The 21,942-nt window shown below is 65.4% G+C and carries 21 protein-coding genes and 1 tRNA gene; 1 reads left to right on the top strand and 21 read right to left on the bottom strand.

Features of this window, described 5'->3' with window-relative positions; translation table 11 throughout:
• Position 1 precedes the first annotated feature (1 nt).
• From nuoI to GO999_RS06525, 17 genes are all read right to left on the bottom strand, one after another.
• Entirely contained in the window at positions 2–493 is a 492-nt protein-coding gene (gene nuoI / locus GO999_RS06605) for an NADH-quinone oxidoreductase subunit NuoI (protein WP_003261939.1), read from the bottom strand.
• A 20-nt stretch (positions 494–513) separates the two neighbouring features.
• Positions 514–1,578 carry an NADH-quinone oxidoreductase subunit NuoH gene (gene nuoH, locus GO999_RS06600; RefSeq protein ID WP_011001988.1) on the bottom strand — a complete coding sequence of 355 codons (1,065 nt, stop codon included), beginning with the start codon at positions 1,576–1,578 and terminating at the stop codon, positions 514–516.
• 8 nt (positions 1,579–1,586) lie between these two features.
• A complete protein-coding gene (nuoG, locus tag GO999_RS06595; protein ID WP_211906681.1) occupies positions 1,587–3,938 on the bottom strand; it encodes an NADH-quinone oxidoreductase subunit NuoG in 2,352 nt (783 codons plus the stop codon).
• Between the two features lie 12 nt (positions 3,939–3,950).
• Entirely contained in the window at positions 3,951–5,246 is a 1,296-nt protein-coding gene (gene nuoF, locus GO999_RS06590) for an NADH-quinone oxidoreductase subunit NuoF (RefSeq protein ID WP_016722942.1), read from the bottom strand.
• On the bottom strand, positions 5,247–5,750 hold the full coding sequence (gene nuoE / locus GO999_RS06585; protein ID WP_011001991.1) for an NADH-quinone oxidoreductase subunit NuoE: 504 nt from the start codon (positions 5,748–5,750) through the stop codon (positions 5,247–5,249).
• Positions 5,751–5,851: 101 nt separating this feature from the next.
• Positions 5,852–7,105: an NADH-quinone oxidoreductase subunit D gene (locus tag GO999_RS06580; RefSeq protein ID WP_211906680.1), complete on the bottom strand. Its 1,254-nt coding sequence runs from the start codon at positions 7,103–7,105 to the stop codon at positions 5,852–5,854.
• 13 nt (positions 7,106–7,118) lie between these two features.
• Positions 7,119–7,721 carry an NADH-quinone oxidoreductase subunit C gene (locus tag GO999_RS06575; RefSeq protein ID WP_016722940.1) on the bottom strand — a complete coding sequence of 201 codons (603 nt, stop codon included), beginning with the start codon at positions 7,719–7,721 and terminating at the stop codon, positions 7,119–7,121.
• A gap of 1 nt (position 7,722) precedes the next feature.
• Positions 7,723–8,205: a NuoB/complex I 20 kDa subunit family protein gene (gene nuoB / locus GO999_RS06570; protein ID WP_003261929.1), complete on the bottom strand. Its 483-nt coding sequence runs from the start codon at positions 8,203–8,205 to the stop codon at positions 7,723–7,725.
• A gap of 6 nt (positions 8,206–8,211) precedes the next feature.
• Entirely contained in the window at positions 8,212–8,571 is a 360-nt protein-coding gene (locus tag GO999_RS06565) for an NADH-quinone oxidoreductase subunit A (protein WP_011001994.1), read from the bottom strand.
• Positions 8,572–8,738: 167 nt separating this feature from the next.
• Positions 8,739–8,823: transfer RNA gene (locus GO999_RS06560), tRNA-Leu, on the bottom strand.
• A gap of 172 nt (positions 8,824–8,995) precedes the next feature.
• Entirely contained in the window at positions 8,996–9,343 is a 348-nt protein-coding gene (gene secG, locus GO999_RS06555) for a preprotein translocase subunit SecG (protein ID WP_011001995.1), read from the bottom strand.
• 65 nt (positions 9,344–9,408) lie between these two features.
• The gene (tpiA, locus tag GO999_RS06550) at positions 9,409–10,155 is read right to left on the bottom strand and encodes a triose-phosphate isomerase (protein WP_016722939.1); all 747 of its coding nucleotides are present in this window, start codon (positions 10,153–10,155) and stop codon (positions 9,409–9,411) included.
• A gap of 101 nt (positions 10,156–10,256) precedes the next feature.
• Entirely contained in the window at positions 10,257–11,261 is a 1,005-nt protein-coding gene (locus tag GO999_RS06545; RefSeq protein WP_211906679.1) for an NAD(P)H-quinone oxidoreductase, read from the bottom strand.
• 17 nt (positions 11,262–11,278) lie between these two features.
• Positions 11,279–12,226: an HAD family hydrolase gene (locus GO999_RS06540; RefSeq protein WP_016727044.1), complete on the bottom strand. Its 948-nt coding sequence runs from the start codon at positions 12,224–12,226 to the stop codon at positions 11,279–11,281.
• A gap of 91 nt (positions 12,227–12,317) precedes the next feature.
• Entirely contained in the window at positions 12,318–14,471 is a 2,154-nt protein-coding gene (pnp, locus tag GO999_RS06535; RefSeq protein ID WP_011001999.1) for a polyribonucleotide nucleotidyltransferase, read from the bottom strand.
• A gap of 307 nt (positions 14,472–14,778) precedes the next feature.
• On the bottom strand, positions 14,779–15,048 hold the full coding sequence (gene rpsO / locus GO999_RS06530) for a 30S ribosomal protein S15 (protein WP_011002001.1): 270 nt from the start codon (positions 15,046–15,048) through the stop codon (positions 14,779–14,781).
• Between the two features lie 162 nt (positions 15,049–15,210).
• A complete protein-coding gene (locus GO999_RS06525) occupies positions 15,211–16,467 on the bottom strand; it encodes a branched-chain amino acid ABC transporter substrate-binding protein (RefSeq protein ID WP_211906678.1) in 1,257 nt (418 codons plus the stop codon).
• Positions 16,468–16,564: 97 nt separating this feature from the next.
• Between GO999_RS06525 and GO999_RS06520 the strand changes: the two genes are divergently transcribed.
• On the top strand, positions 16,565–17,086 hold the full coding sequence (locus GO999_RS06520; RefSeq protein WP_058907185.1) for a hypothetical protein: 522 nt from the start codon (positions 16,565–16,567) through the stop codon (positions 17,084–17,086).
• A gap of 245 nt (positions 17,087–17,331) precedes the next feature.
• On the opposite strand, the gene GO999_RS06515 is transcribed toward GO999_RS06520, so the two are convergent.
• The 4 genes from GO999_RS06515 to ilvC form a co-directional block, all read right to left on the bottom strand.
• Positions 17,332–18,873: a 2-isopropylmalate synthase gene (locus GO999_RS06515; RefSeq protein ID WP_011002004.1), complete on the bottom strand. Its 1,542-nt coding sequence runs from the start codon at positions 18,871–18,873 to the stop codon at positions 17,332–17,334.
• A gap of 340 nt (positions 18,874–19,213) precedes the next feature.
• Entirely contained in the window at positions 19,214–20,089 is an 876-nt protein-coding gene (pssA, locus tag GO999_RS06510; RefSeq protein WP_011002005.1) for a CDP-diacylglycerol--serine O-phosphatidyltransferase, read from the bottom strand.
• A gap of 13 nt (positions 20,090–20,102) precedes the next feature.
• Positions 20,103–20,750 carry a phosphatidylserine decarboxylase gene (locus GO999_RS06505; protein ID WP_011002006.1) on the bottom strand — a complete coding sequence of 216 codons (648 nt, stop codon included), beginning with the start codon at positions 20,748–20,750 and terminating at the stop codon, positions 20,103–20,105.
• A 148-nt stretch (positions 20,751–20,898) separates the two neighbouring features.
• A complete protein-coding gene (ilvC, locus tag GO999_RS06500) occupies positions 20,899–21,915 on the bottom strand; it encodes a ketol-acid reductoisomerase (protein WP_011002007.1) in 1,017 nt (338 codons plus the stop codon).
• Positions 21,916–21,942 lie beyond the last annotated feature (27 nt).

Below are 21,942 nucleotides of genomic sequence, written 5' to 3'. Positions count from 1 at the left end.
ATCAGCGGTACTTCGCGTCGGCTGCCTTGTTGGCGGCGATTTCCGGCTCGAAGCGGTCACCCACGGCCAGCAGCATGTCCTTGGTGAAGTACAGATCGCCGCGCTTCTCGCCGTGGTACTCCAGGATGTGCGTCTCGACGATGGCGTCCACCGGGCACGCCTCTTCGCAGAAGCCGCAGAAGATGCACTTGGTCAGGTCGATGTCGTAGCGCGTGGTGCGGCGGGTGCCGTCGTCGCGCTGGTCCGACTCGATCGTGATGGCCAGGGCCGGGCACACCGCCTCGCACAGCTTGCACGCGATGCAGCGCTCTTCGCCGTTCGGATAGCGGCGCAGCGCATGCAGGCCGCGGAAGCGCGGCGACAGCGGCGTCTTCTCTTCCGGGAAGAGGACGGTGATCTTGCGCGCAAACAGGTAGCGCCCGGTCAGCGCCAACCCCTTGAAGAGTTCCTTCAGGAGCAGGCTGTTAAAGAATTCCTTGATGGCAAGCAACATGGTGCCTTCCTATTGTCCCGTTACTTCCAGATGTTCCACGGCGACACCAGCCAGATGGCAACGATGATCAGCCAACCCACGGTGAGCGGAATGAAGATCTTCCAGCCCAGGCGCATGATCTGGTCATAGCGGTAGCGCGGGAACGACGCACGCAGCCAGATGAAGACCGACAGCAACAGGAAGACCTTGATCAGCAGCCAGAAGAAGCCCGGAATCCAGTTGAACACCGGCGCATCGATCGGCGCGGACCAGCCGCCCAGGAACATCGTCGCCGTCATCGCCGAGATGACGATCATGTTGATGTACTCGGCCAGGAAGAACAGCGCGAACGCCATGCCCGAGTATTCGATCATGTGGCCGGCCACGATTTCCGATTCGCCTTCCACCACGTCGAACGGGTGGCGGTTGGTTTCGGCCACGCCCGAGATGAAATACACGCCGAACATCGGCAGCAGCGACAGCCAGTTCCACGACAGGATGTTGATGCCGTGGTTGGCGAAGAAGCCGCGGTTCTGCGAGTTGACGATGTCCGACAGGTTCAGGCTGCCGGTGACCATCAGCACCGTCACGAGCGCGAAGCCCATGGCGATTTCGTACGAGATCATCTGTGCCGAGGCGCGCATCGCGCCCAGGAACGCGTACTTGGAGTTCGAGGCCCAGCCGGCCAGGATCACGCCGTACACACCCACCGAGCTGATCGCCATCACGTACAGCAGGCCGGCGTTGATGTTCGACACCACGGCCTCGGCCTGGAACGGCACCACCGCCCAGATCGCCACGGCCGGCATCAGCACCATCAGCGGCGCGATGATGTACATGCCACGGCTGACCGCGCTCGGCACCATGACTTCCTTGAGCAGCAGCTTGAGCACGTCGGCGATCGGCTGCAGCAGGCCCATCGGGCCCACGCGGTTCGGACCCACGCGCACGTGCATCCAGCCGATCAGCTTGCGCTCCCACAGGATCAGGTAAGCCACGCACAGCAGCAGCGGCAGGATGATGCAAACGGCACGCACCAGCGTCCAGATCAGCGGCCACCAGCCGCCGAAGGTCGCCGCGCCGAAAGAGGTAATCGACTCGATCATGTTGATCCTTACACCGTAGCCGCCAGCGCGGAAGATTCGGCCTTTTCAACGCTCACCGTACCGAACATCGGGCCCAGTTGCGCCGATGCCTCGGTCGCGGCCGGCACGCGGATCACACCGGAGGCCAGCGTGCGGTCCAGCACCGCCGGCAGCACCACGCTGCCCTGCCCCTGCGAGACGCGCACGGCGTCGCCGACGGCCAGGCCCAACTGTTCGAACAGGTCGGCCGGCAGACCGGCGCGCACCGCGGCGCGGGACGCGGCCGTCAGTTGCAGCGAACCGGCACGGCGCACGATCGGATCGGCATGGTAGATCGGCACGTCGGCCAGTCGCTCGATACCGCCTGCGGCAGCAACCGGTGCAGCAGTCTGCGCGGCGGTGGCGTTCGACAGCCGCTCGGCGACCGGCTTGGCCAGCACGTCGTCACGCACGGCTTCCGACGTTTCGTACTCGAAGCCCGACAGGCCCAGCAGATTGCCCAGCACGCGCAGCACCTTCCATGCCGGACGCGAATCGCCCAGGCTGCGGACCACGCCGTTGAAGCTTTGCGGCAGGCCTTCGCAGTTGATGTAGGTGCCCGAGGTTTCCGTGAACGGCGCAACCGGCAGCAGCACGTCGGCGTGTTCCATCGCGGCGCGCGAGGCGAACGGCGACAGCATCACCACGGTGTCGGCATGCGCCAGCGCGGCACGCGCCTGCTGCGGATTCGCCGAATCGAATTCCGGCTCGGCGCCCAGGATGACGTAGGCACGCCGCGGCTGCGCCAGCATGGCGGCAGCGTCCAGGCCGTTGCCTTGCGGCAGCGCACCGGCGATGTAACCGCCGACGGTATTCGCGGCTTCGGTCAGGAAGCCCAGCGTCGCGCCGGTCTGCTGCGCGACCCACTGGGCCAGCGCATGCAGCTTGGAGAACTGCGGATGGGCCACGGCAGCGTTGCCCAGGAACACCGCCTTGCGCTCACCCGAAGCCAGGCTCGCGGCGATGCGCTTGGCGACTTCGCCGGCCTCGATGCCATCGGTACCGACCGGGCGGGCAACGCTATTGGCGGCGGCGATCGCCACGGCCACTTCCGACAGCAGCGACAGCCACTGCGACGGCGCACCCAGCAGCTGCGTCGCCGGCATCAGCAGGTCTTCGCCGCCGGCGCCGATCACGCTCAGTTGCGCGCCCTTCTTGCCACCCTGGCGCAGACGCGCGGCCAGCAGCGGATGATCCTTGCGCAGGAAGGCGCCCACCACCAGCGTGCGCTGCAGCAGCGACACATCGGCGATCGGCATGCCCAGCCACGGTGCGCCCGTCGGCTTGGCGGAGAAATCGGATTGGCGCAGGCGGAAGTCGACGCTGTCGCTGCCGATGCCGCGCACCAGCTTTTGCAGCAGGAACAGCTCTTCCAGCGTGCTGTGCGGGCTGGCCAGCGCACCGATCTGCTCGGCACCGTGGTCGCGCTTGATCGCATTCAGGCCGTTGGCGACATACTCCAGCGCCGTGGTCCAGTCCACGGTCTGCCATTGGCCGCCCTGCTTGAGCATCGGCTGGGTCAGGCGCTCGTCGCTGTTGAGGCCCTCATAGGCAAAGCGGTCCTTGTCGGACAGCCAGCATTCGTTGATGGCATCGTTTTCCAGCGGCAGCACGCGCATCACGCGCTGGTTCTTGGTCTGGACGATCACGTTGGCGCCCAGGCCATCGTGCGGCGACACCGACTTGCGGCGTGCCAGCTCCCACGTGCGAGCCGAGTAGCGGAACGGCTTGCTGGTCAGCGCGCCGACCGGGCACAGGTCGATCATGTTGCCCGACAGCTCGGAATCGACGGTCTGGCCGACGAACGTGGTGATCTCGGAATGCTCGCCGCGGTTGAGCATGCCCAGCTCCATCACGCCGGCCACTTCCTGGCCGAAGCGGACGCAGCGCGTGCAGTGGATGCAGCGCGTCATCTCTTCCATCGAGATCAGCGGGCCGACGTTCTTATGGAACACCACGCGCTTCTCTTCCTTGTAGCGCGATTCGGACTTGCCGTAGCCCACGGCCAGATCCTGCAGCTGGCATTCGCCGCCCTGATCGCAGATCGGGCAATCCAGCGGGTGGTTGATCAGCAGGAACTCCATCACGGACTTCTGCGCCTTCACCGCCTTCTCGGAGTTGGTGAAGACCTTCATGCCCGCGGTAACCGGCGTGGCGCAGGCCGGCAGCGCCTTGGGCGCCTTCTCGACCTCGACCAGGCACATCCGGCAGTTCGCCGCGATCGACAGCTTGCGGTGATAGCAGAAGTGCGGGATATAGGTGCCCGCCTGACGGGCGGCCTCCATCACCAGGCTGCCTTCGGCAACCTCGACCTTCTTGCCATCGATTTCGATTTCAACCATGTTCTGCCACGCTTAGATGTAGGTGGGCACCATGCACTGCTTGTGCTCGACGTGATACGCGAACTCGTCCCAGTAGTGCTTGAGCATGCCGCGGACCGGCATCGCGGCGGCATCGCCCAGCGCGCAGATGGTCCGGCCCATGATGTTCTCGGCCACGTTGTTGAGCAGGTCCAGATCTTCCTGGCGGCCCTTGCCGTGCTCGATGCGATCGACCACGCGGTACAGCCAGCCGGTGCCCTCACGGCACGGCGTGCACTGGCCGCACGACTCCTCGAAGTAGAAGTACGACAGGCGCAGCAGCGACTTCACCATGCAGCGCGTCTCGTCCATCACGATCACGGCGCCCGAACCCAGCATCGAGCCGGCCTTGGCGATCGAATCGTAGTCCATGTCGGAGGCCATCATCAGGTCGGCCGGCACCACCGGCGCCGACGAGCCACCCGGGATGACCGCCTTGAGCTTCTTGCCGCCACGCATGCCGCCGGCCAGCTCCAGCAGCTTGGAGAACGGCGTGCCGAGCGGAATCTCGTAGTTGCCCGGGCGCTCCACGTCGCCGGACACCGAGAAGATCTTCGAGCCGCCGTTGTTCGGCTTGCCCATCTTCAGGTAGTTGTCCGGACCGATGGACAGCAGGAACGGCACCGCGGCAAAGGTTTCGGTGTTGTTGATGGTGGTCGGCTTGCCATACAGGCCGAAGCTGGCCGGGAACGGCGGCTTGAAGCGCGGCTGGCCCTTCTTGCCTTCCAGCGATTCGAGCAGCGCGGTTTCCTCGCCGCAGATGTACGCGCCATAGCCATGGTGCGCATGCAGCTGGAAGTTGAAGCCGGAGCCGAGAATGTTGTCGCCCAGCAAACCTGCGGCACGCGCCTCTTCGAGCGCCTGCTCGAAGATCTTGTACTCGTTCCAGATCTCGCCGTGGATGTAGTTGTAGCCCACGGTGATGCCCATCGCGTAGCCGCCGATGGCCATGCCTTCGATCAAGGCGTGCGGGTTGTAGCGGATGATGTCGCGATCCTTGAACGTGCCGGGCTCGCCCTCGTCCGTGTTGCAGACCAGGTACTTCTGGCCCGGGAACTGGCGCGGCATGAAGCTCCACTTCAGGCCGGTCGGGAAGCCCGCGCCGCCACGGCCGCGCAGGCCCGAGGCCTTCACGTCGGCGATGATCTGTTCAGGCGAAATCTTTTCCGTCAGGATGCGCTTGAGCTGCTGGTAGCCGCCGCGCTTGACATAGTCTTCGAGGTGCCAGTTGTCGCCGTTCAGGCCGGCGAGAATCAGCGGCTGGATGTGTCGATCGTGCAGGGAGGTCATTTACTTGCCTGCTCCATTGGCGGGCGCCTTCGCCTTCAGGTCGGCGATCAGCGCGTCGAGCTTCTCGTTGCTCATGAAGCTGCACATATGGGTGTTGTTGACGATCATGACCGGAGCATCGCCACATGCGCCCATGCACTCGCCTTCCTTGAGCGTGAAGGTGCCGTCCGCGGTCGTCTCGTTGAAGCCGATGCCCAGCTTCTGCTTCAGGTAATCGGCCGCGCGCTCGCCGCCCGACAGCGCGCACGGCAGGTTCGTGCACACGGTCAGCTTGAAGCGGCCCACCGGCTTGGTGTCGTACATGTTGTAGAACGTCGCCACTTCCTCGACCCACACCGGCGGCATTTCGAGATACTCGGCCACGAACTGCATGACTTCGGGCGAGACCCAGCCTTTCTCGCTCTGCGCGACCGCCAGCGCCGCCATCACGGCGGACTGCTTCTGGTCGGCGGGATATTTCGCGACCGCCCGGTCGATTTCCTTGAGAGCTTCTGCTGATAGCATTTTCGTTGCGATTGGTGCGGGACGCGGGGCTCGCGCCCCGGCGTGCGTCCTCGATTCACAGCCGCGCCTGCCAGCGCGTCAAACCGTTGTTTCCTGTCGGCTCAGCGGTCGATCTCGCCGAACACGATGTCTTGCGTACCGATGATCGTCACCGCATCGGCGATCATGTGCCCCTTGGCCATCTCGTCGAGCGCCGCCAGGTGCGCGAAACCCGGCGCGCGGATCTTCAGGCGATACGGCTTGTTGGCGCCGTCCGAGATCACGTAGATGCCGAACTCGCCCTTCGGATGCTCGACGGCGGCATACGCTTCGCCCTCGGGCACGTGCATGCCTTCGGTGAAGAGCTTGAAGTGGTGGATCAGCTCTTCCATGTTAGTTTTCATCTCGACGCGCGACGGCGGTGCCACTTTGTGGTTGTCGGTGATCACCGGGCCCGGGTTCTTGCGCAGCCATTCCACGCACTGGCGGACGATGCGGTTGCTCTGGCGCATCTCTTCCACGCGCACCAGGTAACGGTCGTAGCAATCGCCGTTCACGCCCACCGGGATGTCGAAATCGACGCGGTCGTACACTTCGTACGGCTGCTTCTTGCGCACGTCCCACGCAATGCCGGAGCCACGCAGCATCGGCCCGGTCATGCCCTTCTGCAATGCGCGCTCGGGCGTCACCACGCCGATGCCGACCAGGCGCTGCTTCCAGATCCGGTTGTCGGTCAGCAGCGTTTCGTATTCGTCGACGTACGTCGGGAAGCGGTCGGTGAAGGCCTCGATGAAGTCCAGCAGCGAGCCCGAACGCGTTTCGTTCATGGCCGCCAGTGCCTTCTCGTTGCGCACTTTCGATGCCTTGTACTGCGGCATCGAGTCCGGCAGGTCACGGTAGACGCCGCCCGGACGGTAATACGCCGCGTGCATGCGTGCGCCCGACACGGCCTCGTACATGTCAAACAGGTCTTCGCGCTCGCGGAAGGCGTACAGGAACACCGCCATGGCACCGACGTCCAGCGCGTGAGCGCCGATCCACATCAGGTGGTTCATGATCCGCGTGATCTCGTCGAACATCACGCGGATGTACTGCGCGCGCAGCGGCACGTCGACGCCGAGCAGGCGCTCGATGGCCATCACGTAGGCATGCTCGTTGACCATCATCGACACGTAGTCGAGACGGTCCATGTACGGCACGTTCTGGATCCAGGTCTTCTGCTCGGCGAGCTTCTCGGTCGCGCGGTGCAGCAGGCCGATGTGCGGGTCGGCGCGCTGGATGACTTCGCCATCCAGCTCCAGCACCAGACGCAGCACGCCGTGCGCGGCCGGGTGCTGCGGGCCGAAGTTGAGGGTGTAGTTCTTGATGTCTGCCATGATCAGGCGCCCTTCAGTGCTTCAGGCCACCGTATTGATCCTCGCGGATCACACGCGGCGTAATCTCGCGCGGCTCGATGGTCACCGGCTGGTAGATCACGCGGCGCTGCACGGGGTCGTAACGCATTTCCACATAGCCCGACACCGGAAAATCCTTGCGGAACGGGTGGCCGATGAAGCCGTAGTCGGTCAGGATGCGGCGCAGGTCCGGGTGGCCTTCGAAGACCAGCCCATACAGGTCGAACGCCTCGCGCTCGAACCAGTCGGCGGCGTTCCAGACATCGACCACGGACGCCACGACGGGAAGATCATCGTCCGGCGCGAACACGCGCACGCGCACGCGCCAATTGTGCGTGACCGACAGCAGGTGCGACACGGCGGCAAAGCGCGGGCCGTTCCAGGCACCGTCGCCGTAGGCGGAATAGTCCACGCCGCACAGATCGATCAGCTGCTCGAACTTGAGCGCGGCATCGTCGCGCAGCGTGCGCATGGTTTCCAGGTAATCGGCCGCCTTCACCACGAGCGTGATTTCACCGACCGCCTCGGTCAGGCTCTGGATGCGATTGCCCAGCGCCTTTTCGAGCGCGGACTGCAGGGTGGCAAGCTTGTCGGTCATGTCAGCCCTTGCGCGCGATGGTGTTGGTACGGCGGATCTTCGCCTGCAGCTGGATGATGCCGTAGATCAGCGCTTCGGCTGTCGGCGGGCAGCCCGGCACGTACACGTCAACCGGCACGATGCGATCGCAGCCGCGCACGACGGAGTACGAATAGTGGTAGTAGCCGCCGCCGTTGGCACACGAGCCCATCGAAATGACCCAGCGCGGCTCGGCCATCTGGTCGTAGACCTTGCGCAGCGCGGGCGCCATCTTGTTGCACAGCGTGCCGGCCACGATCATCACGTCGGACTGGCGCGGTGACGGGCGGAACACCACGCCGAAGCGGTCCAGGTCATAACGCGATGCGCCAGCGTGCATCATTTCCACCGCGCAGCAGGCCAGGCCGAACGTCATCGGCCACAGCGACCCGGTGCGGGTCCAGTTGATCAGCTTGTCAGCGGTGGTGGTGACAAAGCCTTCGTTGAGTACGCCTTCGATCGCCATTTCACATCACTCCCAATCGAGCGCGCCTTTTTTCCAGATGTAGACGAAGCCCACAAGAAACTCGAGAAGAAACACGCCCATCGCGAAGAAACCCGGCCAGCCGATGTCGCGCAGCGCCACGCCCCAGGGGAAGAGGAACGCGGTCTCGAGATCAAACAGGATGAACAGGATGGCGATGAGGTAGTAGCGCACGTCGAACTTCATGCGCGCATCTTCGAAGGCTTCGAAGCCGCACTCGTACGGCGAGAGCTTGTCAGGATCGGGATTGTTCGGACCGAGAATCCGGCCGATGGTCATCAGCGCCAGGCCAAGGCCGACACCGATGATGATGAACAGCAGAACGGGGAAATAGGCTTCGAGGTTCAAGGGACGCCCGCCTTTTTGAATGGTTGCAACAAGCACTGCCCGCAGGCGGCGCCTTGTCGCCCCATCAAAGGCGCCGGGTCCGCAGCCTCACGACGCCCTGACTGCCGCGCCGTTTTGCGGATGAGGCCTGCACGGAACAATCCCGTTGAACAGACCCCGAAAATGATTGGTGCCGACGGCGAGACTCGAACTCGCACAGCTTTCGCCACTACCCCCTCAAGATAGCGTGTCTACCAATTTCACCACGTCGGCTGGGGGAAAAAACCTTTCTTCAGGAAGCCGGCTCAGGCGATCCGCCATCTCCGTTCCCTTATTGTTTCAAGCCTCGCATTCTACCGCAAAGCAACGCTTTTGTTCAATGCACAAACAAAAAATTGCACCGTTGAGGCGCACCGCAAAACCGCGCGGCGCGCCGTCGCCCGGATTACTTCGGCACGGCCGGGGCCGAGGCAGGGGCCGGCACCGATGCTGCGGGCGCGGAAGCCGCCGAAACCGGTGCGGCACCACCCATGACACCCGCAGAAACGTTGCCCTTGCTGGTGCCGAGCAGCGTCAGCGTCAGGGTGGCGACGAAGAACACCGTCGCGAGGATCGCCGTCGTGCGCGACAGGAAGTTGGCCGAACCGGTAGCCCCGAACAGGCTGCCCGATGCGCCGGAGCCGAAGGCCGCGCCCACGTCGGCGCCCTTGCCATGCTGCAGCAGCACCAGGCCGATCACGCCAAGCGCGCTCAGGATTTGCGCCACCAGCAGCAGAGTCTTCAAAATTGCCATTTCGCTTCTCTCAATAATGTGTTGTGACCCCAGGAGCCACAACGGACGGCGATCTCGGGGGCCGATCAGGCCCGGCCGATCGCCAGGAAATCTTCGGCCTTCAGGGATGCGCCGCCGATCAGGCCGCCATCGATGTCCGCCATCGCAAACAGTTCGGCCGCGTTGTCCGGCTTGACGCTGCCGCCATACAGGATCGGCATGCGCTGCGCGACACCGGCATCGCAAGCAGCCACGCGGCCACGCAGGAACGCATGCACTGCCTGCGCCTGCTCGCTGGTCGCGGTCTTGCCGGTACCGATGGCCCAGACCGGCTCGTAGGCCACGACGATGTGACCCAGCTGTTCGACCGACAGCGACTCCAGCACCGCCTCCAACTGACGGGCCACGACCAGCTCGGTCTCTCCGGCCTCGCGTTGCGCCAGCGTTTCGCCGACACAGACGATCGGGGTGATGCCGTGCTCCAGCGCGCGCAGCGCCTTGATCGCCACCTGCGCGTCGGTCTCGCCGTGATACGTGCGACGTTCCGAGTGCCCGACGATCGCGTAGCCGCAGCCGAATTCCGACAGCATCGACGCCGCCACCTCGCCGGTGAAGGCGCCGCGCGTCTCGGCCGACACGTCCTGCGCGCCCCAGGCCACCGACGAGCCGGCGAGCACCGACTGGCACTGGGCCAGGTACGGGAACGGTGCACAGACGGCCAGCGCGGCGCGGGTCTGCCCGGCTGCCTTGATCTTCTCAAGCAGCTCGGCGTTGCCGTTCAGGCTGCCATGCAACTTCCAGTTGCCCACCACCAGCTTCGGTCTTGCGCTCACGTTGTTGTTCCGCCAAGTCGACAGTCAAATAAACCCGGCATTCTACCGTGGCGGCAAAAACGGGGTCAATTTTGTCGCCCGGACGCGACCGCATGCGTGCGCTAGCCCCAGGTCAGCATGATCTTGCCGATGTGCGCACTCGATTCCATCAGCGCGTGCGCCTGCGCGGCATGCTCCGCGGGCATCACCTCGTGGATGACCGGCCGGATGCGACCGGAAGCCAGCAGCGGCCACACCGTGTCATGCAGGTGAGCGGCGATCGCCGCCTTGAACGCCACGGGACGGGGCCGCAGCGTCGAGCCCGTCAGCGTGATGCGCCTGCGCAGGATCTCGCCCAGCGGCACCTCGGCCTTGGCGCCGCCCAGCAGCGCGATCAGCACGATACGGCCATCGTCCGCCGTGCAGGCAATCTCGCGCGCGACGTAGCTGCCGCCCACCATGTCGAGCACCACATCGACGCCGCGCCCCGTCTCGGCCTTGACGACCTCGGCGAAATCCTCGGTCCTGTAGTGGATGGCGCGCGCCGCGCCCAGCGCGACGCAGGCGGCGCACTTCTCGTCGCTGCCGGCCGTGGAGAACACGCGATAGCCGAGCGCGGAGGCCATCTGGATGGCCGTGGTGCCGATGCCACTGGAGCCGCCCTGCACCAGCAGCGTCTCGCCCTTGCCATGCGCGCCCTGCCCCAGCTGGCCGCGGTCGAACACGTTGGACCACACCGTGAAATAGTTCTCGGGCAGCGCCGCCGCCTCGATGTCGGACAACCCCGCCGGCACCGGCAACACCTGGCCAAGCGGCGCCGTGCAAAACTCGGCGTAGCCGCCGCCCTGCACCAGCGCACAGACCCGATCGCCCGCGCGCAGGCCATACCGGTTGTCGGCGTGCGCGAGATCGCCGCCGACGATTTCGCCGGCCACTTCCAGGCCCGGGATATCGGAAGCGCCCGGCGGCACCGGATAGTTGCCGGTCCGCTGGAACACATCGGGCCGGTTCACCCCGGCAGCGCGCACGCGGATCAGCACCTCGCCGGCCTTCGGCTCCGGCATCGGCCGCTCGGCCGGTTTCAGGACGTCGGGACCGCCGTACTGCGTGATTTCAATCGCTCTCATGGCATTCGGGATCGGGATTACGATGCGCTGCGCTTGGGCTCGACAAAATGCTGCGGGATGCCGCGCGTGGTCTCGCGCAGGATCTCCTGCTTGCCGTGGACGATGGCGTCGGCGATCTTGCCGATATGCAACTTGAGCCACATCTCGGTCTGCGAGCCCGGCCGGTAGTCGGCAGGACCAAAGCTGTCGACACGGGCGCTCGCCCGCAGGTTGTCGGCCTGCTCGAAGGAGCGCGCGCTGTCGGGGTTGTAGACCGCATAGGTGCGGCCACCGCCCTTGCGGGCAACGGAAAACGCCGGGATGTCGCTCGGGCCGTCGGCCACGTAGATCATGTTGGAGAACGGCACGCGCCGTTCCGCCTCGGCGATCGACGCATTCACGCTGACCGCCTCGGGATGCTTATTGACGCCCTTGTTGATCTCGAACAGCGCGCGCGTCTTGGTCGTGTTGTCGATGGCGTAGATGACCTCGGAGATCACCGGCCGGCCGGCCGTGTCCGGCGCCTCCAGGAACTCGCATCCCCACACCCCGTCGATGTGCGGGGCAATGGGTGAACCCTTGATCATCTCGGTCAACCCGGTGCTGACGATGTAGTGCTCGAGCCGGATATCGAAGGCCTGATAGGCCGGGTTGCCGGCAACCCAGGTCTTGCTGTGCTCGAAGAATTCCGCCGCACCGGGAAAGAACTCCAGTTCCGCGCCGAGCTGGCGCAGCGCGGCGTTATCGAGCCCGGCCATGCGGCCATCGCGCACGTGGCGCAGCAGCACATTGAGATAGAAGGTCTCGTGATTGACCTTCTGGCCACGCGACTCGATGCGCCTGGAGCCGTCGCCCACCTCATCCCAGAAGCCCTGCTCGGCGATGTCGTAACGCTCGAACAGCGGCACTTGCATGTAGCGCGGAATCAGCGTCTTGTCGAAATCCCAGACGATGGCGATACGGTTTTGCTCGAACAGGCGGCTCATGGTCGGTCGCGTTGGTGGAACCCGCGACGCAGTGTAAACAAAAAAACGGCTGGACACTGTCCAGCCGTTTCCGTGGCGGAGATTCCCGCGCTTACTGCTGCTGCGACGTCGCGTCGCCAGCGCCCGGCGCCTGCGGCGCGGTGGCCGGCACATCGCCTTCCTCAGCCTTGGCGGCCTTGATCGACAGGCGCATGCGGCCCTTTTCGTCGGTGCTCAGCAGCTTCACGCGCACCATCTGGCCTTCCTTGACGTAGTCCGACACCTGGTTGACGCGCTCGTTGGCGATTTCCGAGATGTGCAGCAGGCCGTCCTTGCCCGGCAGGATGTTGACGATCGCACCGAAGTCCAGCAGCTTGAGCACGGTGCCGCTGTAGATCTTGCCCACTTCGGCTTCGGCCGTGATGCCTTCGATGCGGCGCTTGGCTTCGGCCATGCCCTCGGACGAGGTCGACGCGATGGTGATCGTGCCGTCTTCCTGGATGTCGATCGTGCAGCCGGTTTCCTTGGTCAGCGCCTGGATGGTCGAGCCGCCCTTGCCGATCACGTCGCGGATCTTCTCCGGGTTGATCTTGACGGTGATCATGCGCGGCGCATGCTCCGACAGTTCGGTGCGTGCATGGCCCATCGCGGCCTGCATCTTGCCCAGGATATGCAGACGGCCTTCCTTGGCCTGCGCCAGAGCCACCTGCATGATTTCCTTGGTGATGCCCTGCACCTTGATGTCCATCTGCAGCGCGGTGATGCCGTTATCGGTACCGGCCACCTTGAAGTCCATGTCGCCCAGGTGATCTTCGTCGCCCAGGATGTCGGTCAGCACGGCGAACTTGTTGCCCTCCAGGATCAGGCCCATGGCCACGCCGGCCACGTGCGCCTTGACCGGCACGCCGGCATCCATCAGCGCCAGGCAGCCACCGCAGACCGAAGCCATCGACGACGAGCCGTTCGACTCGGTGATCTCCGACACCAGACGAATCGTGTAGGCGAATTCGTCTTCCTTCGGCAGCACCGGGATCAGCGCGCGCTTGGCCAGGCGGCCGTGGCCGATTTCGCGGCGCTTCGGGCTGCCCACGCGGCCGGTTTCGCCGGTGGCGAACGGCGGCATGTTGTAGTGGAGCATGAAGCGGTCGCGGTACTCGCCCTGCAGCGCGTCGATGATCTGCTCGTCGCTCTTGGTGCCCAGGGTGGCCACCACCAGCGCTTGCGTCTCACCGCGCGTGAACAGCGCCGAGCCGTGCGCGCGCGGCAGCACCGACGAGCGGATCTCGATCGGGCGCACCGTGCGGGTGTCGCGACCGTCGATACGCGGCTCGCCGTTCAGGATCTGGCCGCGCACGATCTTCGATTCGAGCTCGAACAGGATGTTGTCGACTTCCACGCCGTCGGCTTCCACGCCGGCTTCGGCCAGCTTGGCCGCGACCGATGCGTAGACTTCCTTCAGCTTCTGGCTGCGTGCCGACTTCTGGCGCAGCTGGTAAGCGGCTTGCAGATCGGCCAGGCCCAGCTCGGACACCTTGGCGACCAGGGCTTCGTTCTTCGGCGCCGCTTGCCAGTCCCACTCCGGCTTGCCGCCGTCGCGCACCAGGTCGTGGATCGCATTGATGGCGATCTGCATCTGCTCATGGCCGTACACCACGGCGCCCAGCATCACCTCTTCCGACAGCTGGTTGGCTTCGGATTCGACCATCAGCACGGCACGCTCGGTGCCGGCAACCACCAGGTCCAGGTCCGAATGCGCCAGTTGCGCGCGGTTCGGGTTCAGCAGGTACTGGCCGTCCTTGTAACCCACGCGGGCGGCGCCCACCGGGCCGTTGAACGGCAGGCCCGACACGGCCAGCGCGGCCGAAGCGGCCACCAGCGCCGGGATGTCGGCCGGCACTTCCGGGTTGATCGACAGCACGTGGATGACGACCTGGACTTCGTTGTAGAAGCCTTCCGGGAACAGCGGACGCAGCGGACGGTCGATCAGGCGCGAGGTCAGCGTCTCGTTTTCCGACGGACGGCCTTCACGCTTGAAGAAGCCACCCGGGATCTTGCCGGCGGCGTAGGTCTTCTCGATGTAGTCGACGGTCAGCGGGAAGAAATCCTGGCCCGGCTTGGCGTTCTTGGCGCCCACCACGGTGGCCAGCACCACGGTGTCGTCCATGTCGAGCAGCACGGCGCCGCTGGCCTGGCGAGCGATCTCGCCCGTCTCCATGCGCACCTTGTGGTTGCCCCACTGGAATTCCTTGACGATCTTGTTGAACATGTCTTCTCCTGTTCGGTATGCGCGGCGCGCATCGTTGCTTGCGCCGCGACCAACACGCTCCGGAAGACGGTGCGGTTGCAGAGGTGTGTTTATGCCATTCCAGCGCGGTGCTGACGCCCAGCACCGTGCTGGAATGACACAAGACTCTGCTCCCTGCCGCCCCCGGTCCCCGGCAGCCGGTCAGCCGGCTGCCATCGCTTGCCGGTTGCCCGGCACGGCCGCGAACGCGGCCGCAAAAAACAAAATGCCTGCATCAGCATGCTGACGCAGGCACTTGTTCGTCACGCGCAACGCGTGAGACCCACCATTACTTACGCAGACCCAGCTTCTCGATCAGCGAACGGTAGCGGTCGGCATCGTTCTTCTTGAGGTAGTCGAGCAGACGGCGACGGCGGCTCACCATCTTGAGCAGACCGCGGCGGCTGTGGTGATCCTTCATGTGCGCCTTGAAGTGCGGGGTCAGCTCGTTGATGCGAGCGGTCAGCAGTGCGACCTGCACTTCGGGGCTGCCCGTATCGTTGGTGCCACGGGCGAATTGCTTGACGACTTCTTGCTTGTTGATGTCAGCGACGGACATTTTCGTTTCCTTTGACTTGCGGACACTGCAGCGCCCTTTGCAGACGCCACCGGTGCCGTGTTGAACACAATCTTGTCAGCCCAACCGGATGCCCGACTGAATGACAAGGGCGCGATTATAGCCCAATTCCTCCGCCCGATGACAGCACCGAGGCGGATTGCCTCAATAGCGCGCCATCCGGCACGTGGTGGGCAGGGCCGTTTGGGCTGGAGGAATCACTTTCAGCGTCCGGAAACCGTAGCCGGATCCCTCGATATCGAACGGCGCGCCCGGCGTCCCCGCGCGCGCCATCTGCATGACGACCAGCGGCTGGATGGCCTGGTGATCCTCGGCCCGCAGCGTGAGGCGATGGAAGCCGGTGTCGAGCGAAGCGCCTTCCAGCGCACGCGCGACCGCGCCGGCTTCGGTCGTGCCGGCACGCTCGATGGCGGTGGCCAGCAGGTCGATCATCATCTGGTCGCGCAGCAGCGGATAGTCGTCCGCCGGCGCCGGGTAGCGCGCGCGGAACGCCTTGTAGAACGCGTCGGACCCCGTCCCGCCCAGGTTCGGATGCCACTCCGCCACCGCCACGACCCGGCCGACACCCGCCTCGCCCATCGCGCCCGGGGCACCGAGCGAATTGCCGTAGAAGGTGAAAAAGCGGGCTTTCAGGCCGGCATCGCGCGCCGCCTTGACCAGCAGCGTCAGGTCATTGCCCCAGTTGCCCGTGATGACGGCATCGGCGCCCGACGCCGCGATGCGGGCCACGTAGGGCGCGAAATCCTTCACCTTGCCGATCGGATGCAGCACCTCGCCGGCGATGGCGATGTCCGGCCGCTTCTCGCCCAGTTGCCGGCGCGCCAGCTGCGCCACTTGCCGGCCGAAGGTGTAGTCCTGGCCGATCAGGTAGACCTGCTTGACGGACGGATCGGCGCGAATCACTTCGGTCAGCGCATGCATGCGCATGTCGGCCGAGGCGTCGAAGCGGAAATGCCAGAAGCTGCAGGCCTCGTTGGTCAGCGCCGGATCGACGGCGGCGTAGTTGAGGAACAGCATGCGCGCGTCCGGAGCGCGATCGTTGTGGCGCGCGATCGACGCCGAAAGCGCCGCCGCGGCCGCCGAGCTGTTGCCCTGCAGGACAAAGCGGATGCCCGCATCGCTGGCCGCCTGCAGCTGCAGCAGGGACTCATCGACCATGTTCTTGCTGTCGAACCGCACCAGGGCGAGCGGATGGCGCCCGTCCGGCAACCGGATTCCGCCGCGCGCGTTCACGCCCTCGATGGCGATGCGCAGGTTGCGGTCCACTGCCTCGCCCGCGTTGGCGAACGGGCCGGACAGGCCCTCGATCAATGCCAGCCGGATCGGCGCGACCGCGGGCTGGGCGCCGGCGGCGCCACACAGCCCCATGGCCGCCAGCGCAGCCATCAACAGACGAAACATATGGAACTCCCCGTGAGGAGCGGATGGTAAGGCGTGGCGCCGCGCCGGCACAAGCCGCGTTCCGCCCTACACTCAAGGCATTGCAGGAGGCCGCATCATGAAAGTGCGTTGGATCGTTCGCATGGGGGCGTCGGCCATGGCATCGGTGGCGGCCGCCGGCTGCGCGGTGCTGGCACCCGTCCCGGCCGGCGAGGCCCTGATCGGCCAGCCCGCGTCCGTCGTGGAAGCGCGCTTCGGCAAGCCGCCCGAACAGTACCCGCGCGCCGGCGGCGGCACGCGCTGGCTGTATCCGACCCAGCCCTACGGGCAGTTCACCTACGCCGCGGATTTCGACGCCTCGGGGCGCCTGGTGTCATTCCGGCAGATCCTGACCACGCTGGATTTCGCGCAGATCCGCGTCGGCACCTCGACGCAGCAGGATGTGCTGCGGATGTTCGGCAAGCCCGAGGAGACCGCCTACTTCCGCCTGATGGACCGGCAGGTGTGGTCCTATCGTTTTAAGCAGGAAGGCGTGTGGCCGTCACTGATGCACTTCTATTTCGACCGCGACGGCATCGTCCGGCTCACGCAGGTCAGCCCCGACCCGATGTACGACCACGATGCGAACTCGCGCTGCTGAGCGCGCCGCAACGGCAACATCCACGCGAGGCGCCTGGCCTGGCGTGGATGCTCGGGTCGGCCATGCCGTGGATCGCACGGGCATCGCCTTTCAAAGGCGGCCGGTTCCGGATGGCGCTGTTGACGCATCCGTTGCGGCCGCACCCGCTTCGCGGCCCGGTGGGTCACCGGGTGCGCGCTCTGTTGTGATCGTGTTCAGGCCGGGGCTGGCGCCTGCATGTGTCGATCGAAATCCGAGACCCGAAGTCAGATCTGCGGATTGAGCTTCTCGCTGCTCTTGTCCTGCAGCTTGTTCAGCGCCGCCAGGTACGCCTTGGCCGATGCCGCGACGATGTCCGGATCGGTGCCCACACCATTGACGATGCGGCCCGACTTGGACAGGCGCACCGTCACTTCGCCCTGCGCCTGGGTGCCGGTGGTAATGGCGTTGACCGAGTACAGCAGTTGCTCGGCGCCGCTGGCGACCTTGCTCTCGATGGCGTTGAGCGTCGCGTCGACCGGGCCGTTGCCCTCTGCCTCGCCTGTCACTTCCTTGCCGTCGGCGACGAAGACGATGCGCGCGTGCGGCCGCTCGCCGGTCTCCGAGCGCTGCGACAGCGACACGAAGCGGAAGTGCTCGCCCTCGGCGTGCTGGGCTTCGTTGGAGACGATGGCGACGATGTCCTCATCGAAGATCTCGGCCTTCTGGTCGGCCAGCTCCTTGAAGCGCGTGAAGGCGGCGTTCAGTTCGGCTTCGGAATCGAGCTCGATGCCGAGTTCCTGCAGACGCTGCTTGAACGCGTTGCGGCCCGAGAGCTTGCCCAGCACGATCTTGTTGGCGGTCCAGCCCACGTCTTCGGCGCGCATGATCTCGTAGGTATCGCGCGCCTTGAGCACGCCGTCCTGGTGGATGCCGGAGGCATGCGCGAAGGCGTTGGCGCCCACCACCGCCTTGTTCGGCTGCACCACGAAGCCGGTGATCTGCGAGACCAGCTTGGAGGCCGGCACGATCTGCGTGGTGTCGACACCGACATCAAGGTTGAAGTAATCGCGGCGGGTCTTGACGGCCATCACCACCTCTTCGAGGCTGGTATTGCCGGCGCGCTCGCCCAGTCCGTTGATCGTGCACTCGATCTGGCGCGCGCCGCCCAGCTTGACCGCGGCCAGCGAGTTCGCGACCGCCATGCCCAGGTCATTGTGGCAGTGCACCGACCAGATCGCCTTGTCGGAGTTGGGAATGCGCTCGCGCACCGAGCGGATCAGCGCGGCATAGCCTTCCGGCACCGCATAGCCGACCGTGTCCGGCAGGTTGATGGTGGTGGCCCCCTCGGCGATCACGCCTTCCAGCACGCGGCACAGGAAATCCATGTCGGAGCGGCTGCCGTCTTCCGGCGAGAACTCGATGTCGTCCGTGAACTGACGCGCGAAACGCACAGCCAGGCGGGCCTGCTCGTACACCTGGTCCGGCGTCATGCGCAGCTTCTTCTCCATATGCAGCGCGGACGTGGCGATGAAGGTGTGGATGCGGAACTGCCCTGCCGGCTTGAGCGCCTCGGCGGCGCGGGAGATGTCGCGGTCGTTCGCACGCGCCAGCGAGCAGATGCGGGAATCCTTGACCGACTGGGCGATGGCACGGATGGCCTCGAAGTCGCCGTTGGAGCTGGCGGCGAACCCCGCCTCGATCACGTCCACCTTCAGCCGCTCGAGCTGCTTGGCGATGCGGATCTTTTCTTCCTTGGTCATCGACGCCCCGGGCGACTGCTCGCCGTCTCGCAAGGTGGTGTCGAAAATAATCAGTTTGTCGCTCATGGCGGCTCCTTGTGGGGTGACGTTTTTGACGTCGATCTCGGTGGTGATCTCGGGTGGCCCTTTTTTCGCGGCGCAGAATGCAAAACGCCCCGGCGTGCATGGTTGCAGGCCGGGGCGCTGTGATTCCTGTTTCGCGAAGACTAGGCGGTTCCTGGTTGCCTGTTCTGCGATTCCTATGCGCGTGTCCCGACCTGACGACCTAGTAGGCCATCAATCGAGACTAGCGTAATCAGAATGGAAATCGGGCGCGAAAGCATGCGGACGACTATAGACGAATTCAAAAACCGGCGCAAGCGCGCAAGCAGAAACCTAGGGTGCCGCGCACGAAGGCGCCGATCGATCACTCGTCGGCATCTGCCGGCACGGGCTCGCGCGGCAGGCGCGGGCTGCCCGGCCGACCGTGCAGCGCACGCCAGCCCCACAGCACGTAGCCCGACACCGCGTAGACGACGAACAACCCGAACAGCGCCACCGGCGGGTCGCTCGACACCACCACGAACAGCACCAGCACGAGCACCATCACGCCGAACGGCACCCGGTGCCGCACGTCCAGCGCCTTGCCGCTGTAGAACGGCGCGTTCGACACCATCGACAGCCCCGCGTACAGCGTCAGCCCGAAGGCGACCCACGGCATCCACAGCTCCTTGACCGGCAGCTTGTTGTCGATCGCCAGCCAGACGAAGCCGGCGATCAATGCCGCGGCAGCGGGGCTCGGCATGCCTTGGAAGAAGCGCTTGTCGACCACGCCGATGTTGGTGTTGAAGCGCGCCAGCCGCAGCGCGGCGCCCGCGCAATAGACGAAGGCCGCCAGCCAGCCCCACTTGCCCAGATCGCGCAGGATCCATTCGTACATCACCAGCGCCGGCGCCACGCCGAAGGAACACATGTCGGACAGCGAGTCGTACTGCTCGCCGAAGGCGCTCTGCGTGTTGGTGATGCGGGCGACGCGGCCGTCCATGCCGTCGAGCACCATGGCCGCGAAGATGGCGATGGCGGCGGTCTCGAAGTTCAGGTTCATCGCCTGGACGATAGCGAAGAAGCCGGCGAACAGCGCGGCCGTCGTGAAGGCGTTGGGCAGCAGGTAGATGCCGCGCCGGCGCGGACGCACGACCTCCAGCTCGTCGTCGTCCGAGCGCGGCTGGTTGTGGCGCAACGGACGCAGGTGCATCACGTTGCTGGCGGTAAAGCGCTTCTTGCGCCGGTTGAACGCGGGCATGATGGCCTCCGGGTCAGTCCAGCTCGGCGAGCACCGTCAGCGTGGCGGACACCTTCTCGCCGATGGTCACGCGCGGGCGCGCCGTGAGCGGCAGGTATACGTCGACGCGCGAGCCGAAGCGGATGAAGCCGTAGCGCTGGCCGCGCGCGAGCGTCTCGCCGACTTTGGTATAGCAAAGGATGCGGCGTGCGATCAACCCGGCCACCTGCACCGACGTGACGACCTGGCCGTCGGCGCGGCGCAGCACCACGGCGTTGCGCTCGTTCTCGAGCGAGGCCTTGTCCAGGTCGGCGTTGACGAACTTGCCGGGGAAGTACTGCACCTGCTGCACGGTGCCGTCGACCGGCGCGCGGTTGGAGTGCACATTGAACACGTTCATGAACACGCTGATCTTCAGCGCATCGCGGTCAGCGTACGGATCGCGCACCTGCTCGACAGCGACGATGCGGCCATCCGCGGGCGACAGAATGGCATTGGCCTGCGTCGGCACCGTGCGCGCCGGATCGCGGAAAAACTGCAGCACGAACACCGTCAGCAACCAGAACGGCCACGCCCAGCCAAGTCCGGCGGCGGCATGGACGATGAGCGTGACGATGAAGATCCCGCCCAGGTACGGCCAGCCCTCGCGCGCGATGATGGGGTGCGGATACGTGTTGTTCAAAATCAGACCTCGGGATGCGTCGTGAAGGAAATGCGGCATTCTAGCCGACACACGGCGGCGCCAGCACCGCGGGCATCCCGCAATCGGCGTCGGCCAGCATGAAAAAAGCCAGCCCGAGGGCTGGCTCCGTCGCACAAGGCGCGATCGATCAGTTCTTGGACTGGTCGACCAGCTTGTTCTTGGCGATCCACGGCATCATCGCGCGCAGCTTGGCGCCGACCTGCTCGATCTGGTGATCGGCGGTCAGGCGGCGGCGCGAGATCAGCGTCGGGGCGCCGGCCTTGTTTTCCAGCAGGAAGCTCTTGGCGTACTCGCCGGTCTGGATGTCGTGCAGGCACTGCTTCATGGCCTGCTTGGTCTCGGCCGTCACGACGCGCGGGCCGGTGACGTACTCGCCGTACTCGGCGTTGTTCGAGATCGAGTAGTTCATGTTGCCGATGCCGCCTTCGTAGATCAGGTCGACGATCAGCTTGAGCTCGTGCAGGCACTCGAAGTAGGCCATTTCCGGCGCGTAGCCGGCTTCCACCAGCGTCTCGAAGCCGGCCTTGATCAGTTCGACGGTGCCGCCGCACAGCACGGCTTGCTCGCCGAACAGGTCGGTTTCGGTCTCTTCGCGGAAGTTGGTCTCGATGATGCCGGCGCGGCCGCCGCCGTTGGCGGTGGCGTACGACAGGGCGATGTCACGGGCCGAGCCGGACTTGTCCTGGTGGACGGCGATCAGGTGGGGCACGCCGCCGCCCTGGGCGTAGGTGCCGCGCACGGTGTGGCCCGGGGCCTTCGGCGCAACCATGATGACGTCCAGGTCGGCGCGCGGAATCACGGCGCCGTAGTGCACGTTGAAGCCGTGGGCGAACGCCAGCGCGGCGCCCTGCTTGATGTTGCCGTGCACTTCGTTCTTGTACACGTCGGCGATCTGCTCGTCCGGCAGCAGGATCATGACGACGTCGGCGTCCTTCACCGCCTCGGCCACTTCCTTGACCTGCAGGCCGGCGTTGACGGCCTTGTTCCACGATGCGCCATTCTTGCGCAGGCCGACCGTCACCTTCACGCCCGAGTCGTTCAGGTTCAGGGCGTGAGCGTGGCCTTGCGAGCCGTAGCCGATGATGGTGACGTTCTTGCCCTTGATGAGGGAGAGGTCGGCGTCCTTGTCGTAAAACACTTTCATGTTGATGTCCTGTTTTTCAGATATGCA

The sequence above is a fragment of the Ralstonia nicotianae genome (assembly GCF_018243235.1).
Classification (GTDB): Bacteria; Pseudomonadota; Gammaproteobacteria; order Burkholderiales; family Burkholderiaceae; genus Ralstonia; species Ralstonia nicotianae.
This window is presented reverse-complemented; position numbering and strand designations above follow the sequence as displayed.